This is a genomic window from Streptomyces sp. NPDC054796 (assembly GCF_053611545.1).
The window spans coordinates 143,164-153,874 of the sequence record NZ_JBSHAO010000016.1; the positions used below are offsets into that span (position 1 = coordinate 143,164).

Annotated in this window: 4 protein-coding genes and 1 tRNA gene; 1 reads left to right on the forward strand and 4 read right to left on the reverse strand. The window is 69.8% G+C overall.

Features of this window, described 5'->3' with window-relative positions; translation table 11 throughout:
- Positions 1–37: 37 nt before the first annotated feature.
- Both ACWGJ2_RS16290 and ACWGJ2_RS16295 read right to left on the reverse strand, forming a co-directional pair.
- A complete protein-coding gene (locus ACWGJ2_RS16290) occupies positions 38–733 on the reverse strand; it encodes a response regulator (RefSeq protein WP_453346747.1) in 696 nt (231 codons plus the stop codon).
- 247 nt (positions 734–980) lie between these two features.
- Positions 981–6,641, reverse strand: coding sequence for a HAMP domain-containing protein (locus ACWGJ2_RS16295; protein WP_453346748.1), 5,661 nt, complete (start codon positions 6,639–6,641; stop codon positions 981–983).
- Between the two features lie 368 nt (positions 6,642–7,009).
- Between ACWGJ2_RS16295 and ACWGJ2_RS16300 the strand changes: the two genes are divergently transcribed.
- Complete coding sequence (locus ACWGJ2_RS16300; RefSeq protein ID WP_453346759.1) at positions 7,010–9,625, forward strand: SpoIIE family protein phosphatase; 2,616 nt, start codon at positions 7,010–7,012, stop codon at positions 9,623–9,625.
- A 73-nt stretch (positions 9,626–9,698) separates the two neighbouring features.
- On the opposite strand, the gene ACWGJ2_RS16305 is transcribed toward ACWGJ2_RS16300, so the two are convergent.
- Together ACWGJ2_RS16305 and ACWGJ2_RS16310 are read right to left on the reverse strand one after the other, a co-directional pair.
- Positions 9,699–9,771, reverse strand: a tRNA-Thr gene (locus ACWGJ2_RS16305).
- 91 nt (positions 9,772–9,862) lie between these two features.
- Positions 9,863–10,558 carry a DegT/DnrJ/EryC1/StrS family aminotransferase gene (locus ACWGJ2_RS16310; RefSeq protein ID WP_453346749.1) on the reverse strand — a complete coding sequence of 232 codons (696 nt, stop codon included), beginning with the start codon at positions 10,556–10,558 and terminating at the stop codon, positions 9,863–9,865.
- Between the last annotated feature and the right edge of the window lie 153 nt (positions 10,559–10,711).

Consider the following 10,711-nt stretch of genomic DNA (forward strand, 5'->3'; position numbering starts at 1 on the left):
CGGGCGGGAGGCGGCCTCGCCGGCCGCCCGGAGGGGATCAGTTCTGCGAGGGGACCTGGGCCGAGCTGCCGCCGCCGCCCGCGCCCGGCTCCAGGGCGTCAAGTGCCCTGCGGAGCCCGGTGAGTTTGCGCTCCAGATGGGCGGCCGTGGCGACCGCGGCGGAATCGGCGGAATCGCCGAGTTGTTTGGAGAGCGCCTCGGCCTGCTCCTCCACCGCGGCGAGCCGCGCCGAGAGTTCGGCGAGCAGCCCGGGCGGCTCGCCCTCGTCCCCGGAGGGCGCCTCCGGCTGGTGGCCGCCGCCCTCGAGCTGGAGCCGCAGCAGGGATGCCTGCTCCCGGAGCTGGACGTTCTTCATGTACAGCTCCACGAAGACCGAGACCTTGGCGCGCAGCACCCAGGGGTCGAAGGGCTTCGAGATGTAGTCCACCGCGCCTGCCGCGTAGCCGCGGAAGGTGTGGTGCGGGCCATGGTTGATGGCCGTGAGAAAGATGATGGGGATGTCCCGTGTGCGCTCGCGGCGCTTGATGTGGGCGGCGGTCTCGAAACCGTCCATGCCCGGCATCTGGACATCCAGCAGAATGACCGCGAAATCATCCGTCAGCAGCGCCTTGAGCGCTTCCTCCCCTGACGATGCCCGCACCAGCGTCTGATCGAGCGCGGAGAGAATGGCCTCCAGCGCGAGCAGATTCTCCGGCCGGTCATCGACCAGGAGGATCTTGGCCTTCTGCACCATGGCCCGTCCTCCTCGCCCCGGCAGCCCATCGGACGCCGCCCCTGGGAGCGGCTCCTTCACACCGCCGCCCGTCCTTGTGCCGGTCATGGTAGCCGCACCCCGCGGCCCACCACACCCTGTCACCGTGATGTCACTGTGCACGTAGCAGAAACGTCCCGGGGGACCAAAAGGTTCCCCGTTTACCGCGTTTCCACACGTCTTTGACCACCCTCCGTCAACATCTGGCCGTCAACTGCACGGTGTCACATCAACCTGTGCGCATCCACTGCTTCATGACAGACAGCAGATGATCCGTGTCCACCGGCTTGGTGACATAGTCCGAGGCGCCCGCTTCGATGCTCTTCTCCCGGTCCCCCTTCATCGCCTTCGCGGTGAGGGCGATGATGGGCAGTCCGGCGAACTGAGGCATCTTACGGATCGCCGCCGTCGTAGCGTAGCCGTCCATCTCCGGCATCATGATGTCCATCAGCACCACGGCCACGTCGTCGTGCTGCTCCAGCACCTCGATGCCCTCGCGCCCGTTCTCCGCGTAGAGCACCTGGAGCCCGTGCTGTTCCAGCACGCTGGTCAGCGCGAAGACGTTGCGGATGTCGTCGTCGACGATGAGGACCTTCTCACCCCCGAAGTCGCCGCCGGGCCCCGGGGCCACCAGGTCCTGGCCGCTGTGCATCCACTCCTCGTCCTGCCGGTGCCCCTGGCGGTCGGCGCCCGCCTCGGCGGAGCCGCCGTCGTGCCCGTTCTGGAGCATCTGCGTGCGCGGCTGCGCCTCCGGCGGCAGCACCCGCTCCAGGGCCTCCGCTGAGCGCTGACGGCGCCTGCGGGCCAGCGAGGCCGCCGCGCGCTCGGCCTCCGAGGCCGCGGCGTCCTGCGGGTCCTCCTCCGGCCCCTCCTGGTACGCGCCGCCCCCTGCGGGGCCCTCAGCGGCTCCTGACGTCCCGCCAGGCTCCTCCGCCGCCGCCTCGGCGCCCGTGCCCGTGGCCCCCGGCGGCAGCGCCCTGACCGGCTCCGCCGCGGCGGCGCTCGACTCGGCCGCTGCCGAGATGGCCAGGGTGCCCGAGCCGAGCTGCGGGTAGCCCTGCGGCGGCAGCTCCGTCGGGTGCAGCGGCAGGTACAGCGTGAACGTGGAGCCGCGGCCCGGCTCGCTGGCCGCGTAGATCTCGCCGCCCAGCAGCCGCGCGATCTCCCGGCTGATGGACAGGCCAAGGCCCGTGCCGCCGTACTTGCGGCTCGTGGTGCCGTCCGCCTGCTTGAACGCCTCGAAGATGACGCGCATCTTGCTCGCCGCGATGCCGATCCCGGTGTCGGTGACCGAGAAGGCCACCAGATCGGAGTCGGCGTCCCGGAGGGAGCCGTGCTCCAGCATCTGCTCCCTGATCGAGTCCGGCACGTCCTCCCGCGCCGAGCGGATGACGAGTTCGACGGCGCCCCCGTCGGTGAACTTCACCGCGTTCGACAGGAGGTTGCGCAGCACCTGGAGCAGCCGCTGCTCGTCCGTGTGCAGCGTTGCGGGCAGTTCCGGCGAGACCCGTACGGAGAAGTCGAGCCCCTTCTCCGCCGTCAGCGGCCGGAAAGTGGCCTCTACGTAGTCGACGAGCTGGACCAGCGCGATACGCGTCGGGCTGACGTCCATCTTGCCCGCCTCCACCTTGGACAGGTCGAGGATGTCGTTGATGAGCTGGAGCAGGTCGGAACCGGCCCCGTGGATCGTTTCGGCGAACTCCACCTGCTTCGGGGAGAGGTTGCCCTCCGCGTTGTCCGCGAGCAGCTTGGCGAGGATGAGCAGCGAGTTGAGCGGGGTGCGCAGCTCGTGCGACATGTTCGCCAGGAACTCGGACTTGTAGCGCATGGAGACCGAGAGCTGCTCGGCGCGCTCCTCCAGTACCTGGCGCGCCTCCTCGATCTCGCGGTTCTTGATCTCGATGTCGCTGTTGGTCTGCGCGAGCTGCTCGGCCTTCTCCTCGAGCTGCGCGTTGGACTCCTGGAGCGCCTTCTGCCGGTTCTCCAGCTCGGCCGAGCGCTCCTTGAGCTGTTCGGTCAGCTCCTGCGACTGGCTCAGCAGCAGCTCGGTCTTGGTGTTGACGCTGATCGTGTTGACGCTGGTCGCGATCATCTCCGCGATCTGGCTAAGGAAGTCCTTCTGGATCTGCGTGAAGGGCTGGAACGCGGCCAGCTCGATCACCCCGAGGACCGTGCCCTCGAAGACGACCGGCAGCACGATGACATGCGCCGGGGGCGCCTCCCCGAGCCCCGAGGAGATCTTGAGGTAGCCGGGCGGCGCGTTCTCCACCAGGATCGTGCGCTTCTCCTCGGCCGCCGTGCCCACAAGGGACTCGCCGGGCGCGAAGGTCGTCGGCATGACGCCCATGGAGTAGCCGTAGCTGCCGAGCATGCGCAGCTCGTACGAGCCGTCCTCGCCCTCTCCCGCGCCGATGTCCTCGCCCTCGCCGCCGCTCGGTACGGCGAGGAAGAAGGCGCCGTGCTGCGCCGAGACGACCGGCGTCAGCTCGCTCATGATGAGGCCGCCGACGTCCGTGAGGTCGCGGCGGCCCTGCATCAGGCCCGAGATGCGGGCGAGGTTGCCCTTGAGCCAGTCCTGTTCCTGGTTGGCGAGGGTGGTCTCGCGCAGGTTGGTGATCATCGTGTTGATGTAGCCCTGGAGCTGGAGGATCTCGCCCGCGGCCTCCACGTCGATCCGCACGTTGTGGTCGCCGCGGGTCACCGCCGTGGCCACCTCGGCGATCGCGCGCACCTGACGGGTCAGGTTGCCCGCCATCTCGTTCACGGACTCGGTGAGGTCCTTCCAGACGCCCGCGACGCCCGTGACGCGCGCCTGGCCGCCCAACTGGCCCTCGGTACCCACCTCGCGGGCCACGCGGGTCACCTGCTCGGCGAAGGAGGAGAGCTGGTCGACCATCGTGTTGATGGTCGTCTTCAGCTCCAGGATCTCGCCGCTGGCCTCGATGTCGATCTTCTTGGTGAGGTCACCGCGGGCGATGGCCGTCGTCACCATCGCGATGTTGCGCACCTGCCCTGTGAGGTTGGACGCCATCGAGTTCACCGACTCGGTGAGGTCCTTCCACGTCCCGGCGACCCCGGCCACCCGCGCCTGGCCGCCCAGCACGCCGTCCGTGCCCACCTCGCGGGCCACGCGCGTCACCTGCTCGGCGAAGGACGAGAGCGTCGTCACCATCGTGTTGACGGTGTCGGCGAGCTGCGCGACCTCGCCGCTGGCCTCGACGGTGACCTTCTTCGACAGGTCGCCGCCCGCGACCGCGGTGGTCACCTGGGCGATCTGACGCACCTGCGTGGTCAGGTTGTTGGCCATCAGGTTGACGTTGTCGGTCAGGTCCTTCCAGATGCCGGAGACGTTCCGCACCCGCGCCTGGCCGCCCAACTGACCCTCGGTACCCACCTCGCGGGCCACCCGCGTCACCTGCTCGGCGAACGACGACAGCGTCTCCACCATCGTGTTCACGGTCGTCACCAGCGCGAGGACCTCGCCCTTCGCGTCCACGGTGATCTTCTTCGACAGGTCGCCCTGCGCGACGGCCGTGGTCACCTCGGCGATGTTGCGCACCTGGGAGGTCAGGTTGTTCGCCATGAAGTTCACGGACTGCGTGAGGTCCTTCCAGGTGCCCGAGACACCCTTGACCTCCGCCTGGCCGCCGAGGATGCCCTCCGTACCCACCTCGCGGGCGACGCGGGTGACCTGTTCGGCGAAGGACGAGAGCTGGTCGACCATCGTGTTGAGCGTGGTCTTCAGCTCCAGGATCTCGCCGCGCGCGTCCACGTCGATCTTCTGGCTCAGGTCACCCCGCGCCACCGCTGTGGCGACCTGGGAGATGTTGCGGACCTGCGCGGTGAGGTTTCCCGCCATGCCGTTCACAGAGTCCGTCAGATCGCGCCACACGCCCGCGACCCCGGGGACCTGCGCCTGGCCGCCCAGACGGCCCTCCGTGCCCACCTCGCGGGCGACGCGCGTCACCTGCTCGGCGAACGCGGAGAGCTGGTCGACCATCGTGTTGATGGTGTTCTTCAGCTCCAGGATCTCGCCCCGCGCGTCGACCTCGATCTTCTGCGACAGATCGCCCCGCGCCACCGCCGTGGTCACCTGCGCGATCTGACGCACCTGCGACGTCAGGTTTCCCGCCATGAAGTTGACGGAGTCGGTCAGGTCCTTCCACGTCCCCGACACCCCGTCCACGCGGGCCTGACCGCCTAGGCGGCCCTCCGTGCCCACGTCCCTGGCCATCCGGGTGACCTGCTCCGCGAAGGAGGAGAGCTGGTCCACCATCGTGTTCACGGTGTTCTTGAGCTGGAGCATCTCGCCGGAGACATCCACGGTGACCTTCTGCGACAGGTCGCCATTGGCCACAGCCGTCGTCACCTGCGCGATGTTGCGCACCTGGCCCGTGAGGTTCCGGAAGGCCGTGTTGACGGAGTCGGTGAGGTCCTTCCACGTTCCGGCCGCGCCCGGCACCTGCGCCTGGCCGCCCAGCTCGCCCTCGACGCCGATCTCCCGCGCGACGCGGGTGACTTCGGCACCGAAGGAGGAGAGCTGGTCCACCATCGTGTTCACGGTGTTCTTCAGTTCGAGCATCTCGCCGGAGACGTCCACGGTGACCTTCTGCGACAGGTCGCCGTTGGCCACAGCCGTCGTCACCTGCGCGATGTCACGGACCTGCCCGGTGAGGTTCCGGAAGGCCGTGTTCACCGAGTCGGTCAGGTCCTTCCAGATCCCGCCCGCGCCCGGCACCTGCGCCTGGCCGCCCAGCACGCCCTCCGTGCCGACCTCGTTCGCCGCGCGCGTCACCTCGTCGGCGAACGTGCGCAGCGTCTCCGTCATCGTGTTGATGGTCTCGGCGAGCTGCGCGACCTCGCCGCGCGCGTTGACGGTGATCTTCTGGGACAGGTCGCCGTTGGCCACGGCCGTGGTGACCTGCGCGATCTCCCGCACCTGGGAGGTCAGGTTCCCCGCCATGAGGTTGACGGAGTCGGTCAGGTCCTTCCACACGCCCGCGACGCCCTGCACCCGCGCCTGGCCGCCCAGCTCGCCCTCGGTGCCGACCTCGCGCGCGACGCGCGTCACCTCGGACTGGAACGAAGAGAGCTGGTCCACCATGGTGTTCACGGTGTTCTTCAGTTCGAGCATCTCGCCGGCCACGTGCACCGTGACCTTGCGCGACAGGTCGCCCTTGGCGACGGCCGTCGTCACGAGCGCGATGTCGCGCACCTGGGCCGTCAGCCGGGACGCCATCGTGTTGACGGAGTCCGTGAGGTCCTTCCAGGAACCGGACATGCCGCGCACCCGCGCCTGCCCGCCCAGCTTCCCCTCCGTGCCGACCTCGCTCGCGACGCGCGTCACCTCGTCGGTGAACGTCGAGAGCTGGTCGACAAGCCCGTTGACCGTACGGCCCACCTTCAGGAACTCGCCCCGCAGCGGATGCCCGGCACCGTCCGAGCCACGGGAGCGCAGGTCCATGCGCTGCTCCAGGTCACCGTCGGCGACCGCCGACAGCACCCTGCCGACCTCGGACACTGGGCGCACCAGATCGTCGACCAGCGCGTTCGCCGCGTCGATCGCCGAGGCCCACGAGCCCTCGCAGGTACCGGTCTCCAGCCGTTCCGTGAGTTTTCCCTCACGTCCGACGACCCGGCGGACGCGCGCCAGCTCTCCCGTCAGATGCAAATTCTGATCCGCGACCTCATTGAAGACAGCCGCGATCTCCGCCATCGGCCCGTCGCCGGTGACGGTAAGACGCTTTCGGAAGTTGCCGTCGCGCATGGACACCAGAGCCGTCAACAACCTATTGACGGCAGCGGCGTCCACCTCGATCGTCCCGTTCTTCCGGGAGCGTCCGCCCTTCGCGCGCGTGTTTGTGCTACGCGCCGCTGCGCCAGACTCCACCGTGTCCCTCCCGTAGGGTCGACCGTCCTACCCGGGCATTTACTTCGAGCCTTCCCAGTGTTTCACCCTGCCCGAACCAGGCGATAACAGTTCGGCAGCATGGCACACCGCTCTCCGCCCGGCCGGAAGGGAAAACACCGGCATCCGGCACCCGCGCATACAGCGAACGTAAGTAACCTGGCATCCGGCTGTCCATCCGCCCCGGTCCGCCGGGCCGGGAGCACAAGGGCAGCCGCGTGAGCACGAAGCAACGGAGAGGCGCTGCGGTGACGCAAAAGCAGGGCGCCGAGCGGAGGCAGATCACCACTGTCGCCGCCCAGCGCACACCGGTGCGCACAGGCAGTGACCAGACACCGATGGGGAGACCAGTGATCACCGCGCGGGCTGCGGCCACCTTTGAGCCGGTCGGGCGCTCCGTCGCGACGGCACGGGCCTTCGTCCGGGACACCCTCCAGGGCTGGGGGCTCGGCGACATCGTGGACGACGCCGTCGTCCTCACCAGCGAACTGGTCACCAACGCCGTCGTCCACGCGGGCACGGCGGCCGAGGTCCTCTGCCTCCGCGACGAGGACGGCGTCCGCATCGAGGTCGTCGACCGCTACCCCGAGCGTGAGCTGCCCCTCCAGGACCCCGGCCAGATCATCGCCAACCCGGACCGCGAGGGAGGCCGCGGGCTGCTGCTGTGCGCCGCGCTGGCCACCCGCTGGGGCGTGGACTACACGGCGGCCGACAAGCGCGTCTGGTTCCGCCTGGACCTCCCTGAGCGGCCCGTGGGCGCCCGCTCCGCCGGTCCGGCCCTCCCGGACTCGGCGCTGCCCGTCACTGAATCGCGCATCCACGTCGGCGTCATCCAGATCGACCGCACCGGCGCCATCTCCGCGTGGAACGAGGGCGCCCAGGAGCTGTTCGGCTATCCGGCGGACAAGGTCGTCGGCAAGCCCCTCTCCGACCTCGCCGCCTGGCCCCACACCCCCGGCACCGGCACCGGCATCGCCGAGGCCCTCCAGCTCTCCCGCTGGGAGGGCTCCTACGGGGTACGCGGCGCCGACGGCCGTACGATCCCCGTCTACGCCTCCCACCTGCGCGTACGCGACAGCGACGGCGAGCCCTCCACCATCTGCCTCCTGGTGCGCGACCGCGAGCGCGCCGTGCTCCAGTCGCCCCCGCGCACCCCGGCGCCTGACGCCGCCTCCCAGGGCAGTTCCCCCGAGCGCTCCGCCGACCCCTTCGAGGTCTTCATCGGCTCCCCGGCCCCCGATGACCTGGACGGACTCCTCCAGCGCACCGTCGAGCGCGCCCGCGACATGCTCGACGGCGACGCCGCCTACCTGCTGCTCGCCACCGACGACGAGACCGAGCTGGAGGTCCGCGCCTCCACCGGCCTCCCCTCGGCACGCCAGCGCTTCGCCCGCGTCCCCGTCGAGGCAGGCAGCGGACGCTACGGCTCCGCACGCATGCCCTCCGTCCACGAGGACCTCACCGTCGTCCCCGGCGCCGTGCCCCTCCTCGCGGGCACCGGCATGCGCTCGGTGGTCACGGTCCCCCTGAAGGTGGAGGGGCGCCTCACGGGCTCCCTGGGCGTCGCCACGGAGACCCCGGGCCGCTACACGAACGAGGAGGCGCTGCGCCTCCAGTTCGCCGCGGACCGCATCGCCCTGGCCGTGGAGCGCGCCCGCCTCACCGAGCTGGAGCGGCTGCGCCGCGGCTCCCTCTCCTTCCTCGTCGAGGCGTCCGACCTGCTCGCCGGCACCCTGGACCGCGACCAGACCCTCGCCCTCATGGCCCAGATGACGGTTCCGACGCTGGCCACCTGGTGCGCGGTCTACACCGTCGCCGACCAGGGCTCGGACCCCAAGCTCTCCTACGTCCTGCACGAGGACGAGGACCGCATCGACAACCTCAAGGCGCTGCTCTCCAAGGTCGAGCCCCCCGACCCCGTCCCGACGCCGGGCGCCCGCGTGTGGACGGCCCCTTCGGACGCGGCCCACTCCGCTGCGCTGCGCACGTCGCTGCGCAGCGTCGTCATGGGTGAGGAAGATCACCATCTGACTCCCGGCGCGACGCTCGCCACGGCAGCCGCTGTCGGCGGCGAGACCGTGGTCCTGCCGCTCGTCGCGCGCAACCGCGTCATCGGCATGCTCACCCTGGGCAAGCCCACCGACGAGCGCTTCCGCCAGGAGATCCTGGAGCTGGCCGAGGACCTCTCCCGCAGGGCTGCCCTCGCCCTCGACAACGCCCGCCTGTACTCGGAGCGCACGGCCATCAGCCAGTCCCTCCAGCGCAGCCTGCTGCCGCCCGAACTGCCCGAGGTCAGCGGCGGCGTCGAGGTCGACGTCATCTACCGCGCGGCAGGAGAGGGCAACGAGGTCGGCGGCGACTTCTACGACCTCTTCGAGATCAGCGACGGCACCTACGGCTTCGCCATCGGCGACGTCTGCGGCACAGGGCCCGAGGCCGCTGCCGTCACCGGACTGGCCCGCCACGCGCTGCGCCTGCTCGCCCGCGAGGGCCTGGGCGGGCCCGCCGTGCTGGAGCGTCTGAACACCGCCATCCTCGACGAGGGCGCCCGCAGCCGCTTCCTCACGCTCCTCTACGGCGAGATGCGCCCCCAGGAGAACGGCGGCGCGGAACTGAAGGTCGTCTGCGCGGGTCATCCCCTGCCGCTGCGTCTGCGCCAGGACGGCAGCGTCGAGCCCGCCGCAGAACCGCAGCCGCTGCTGGGCGTGATGGAGGACCTGGAGCTGTACGAGCAGCACGTCACGCTCGATCCGGGCGATGTGCTGCTCTGCGTGACCGACGGCGTCACCGAACGCCGCGAGGGCACCCGCATGCTCGGCGACGACGGCCTCGCGGACGTTCTCACCACGTGTACGGGGCTTACGGCGGGTGCTGTCGCAGCCCGTATCATGCGCGCCGTCGAACGCTTCGCCAGCGACGCGCCTTCCGACGACATGGCCATCCTCGCGATGCGTGTTCCCGAATAGCCCCGGAAGACGAGAAAGGCCCCCACCAATTGGCGGGGGCCTTTCTCAACTCACGCGTACATCACGTGTACTGAGCCCCAAAACGGAATCGAACCGTTGACCTTCTCCTTACCATGGAGACGCTCTGCCGACTGAGCTATTGGGGCGTGCGGTCAGCGGAATAGATCTTACCCGACACCGCGGGGTGCTTGCGACCGGCCGCCCCGGCCCGTCAGTTGGCCCGTCTGACCCGTCGGTTCAGCAGGCGGGCTCCATGAGCAGACCGCCGAGGGCGTTGCAGGCGGACACGATCCGGTGCAGCTCACGCTTCGTCAGCGAAGCGCTCATGGGCAGCGCCAGCGTCTCGTCCGCGGCCCGCTCGGTCTCCGGCAGATGGACGTCGCAGCGGTACTCCGGCATCCGGTGCGCGGGGGTCTTCACGGGTACCTGGCATTCGACGCCGCGCGCCCGCAGCGCCCGCTTGAAGGCGTCCCGGTCGGGACGGCCGTTGCCGGGCACCCGCACCACGTACTCCGTGTACGCGTGCTCCACTCCCTGGCCCACCGAGGGCTTGACCACGCCGGAGAGCCTGCGGTCGAGATAGGCGGCGTGCTGACGGCGCCGTACCGCGTCGACGGCGATCACCGGCGGCATGGCCCCGAACTCGACGACCTGGAGCCCGGCGCGCTGCGCCAGCTCCAGCAGGCAGACCATGTCGGCCGGGTGCCCGAAGAGGTGGACGGCCGCGATGGCGACGGTCCGGTCCGTGACCGCGGCCTCCGCGGCCTTGGGGTCCAGGCAGAAGTTCTTCGGATCGATGTCGGCGAAGACGGGCCGCGCCCCGGTCTGACACACAGCCTCGGCGGCCTCCGCACCTCCGAAGGCCGGCAGTACGACCTCGTCCCCGACGCTTGCTCCTGCGGCAATCAACTGTGCCGTCTGTGTCGTCCCCATGTCGCGGATGTTGTCCACGCCACGTGAACTCCGGGTGAAGCGACGCAAAAAAGCCGTGGTCCCTGAACCAAACTGTTCAGGGACCACGGCTTTTCTTCAAAAGGAGTTCGGCGGCGTCCTACTCTCCCACACGCTCCCGCATGCAGTACCATC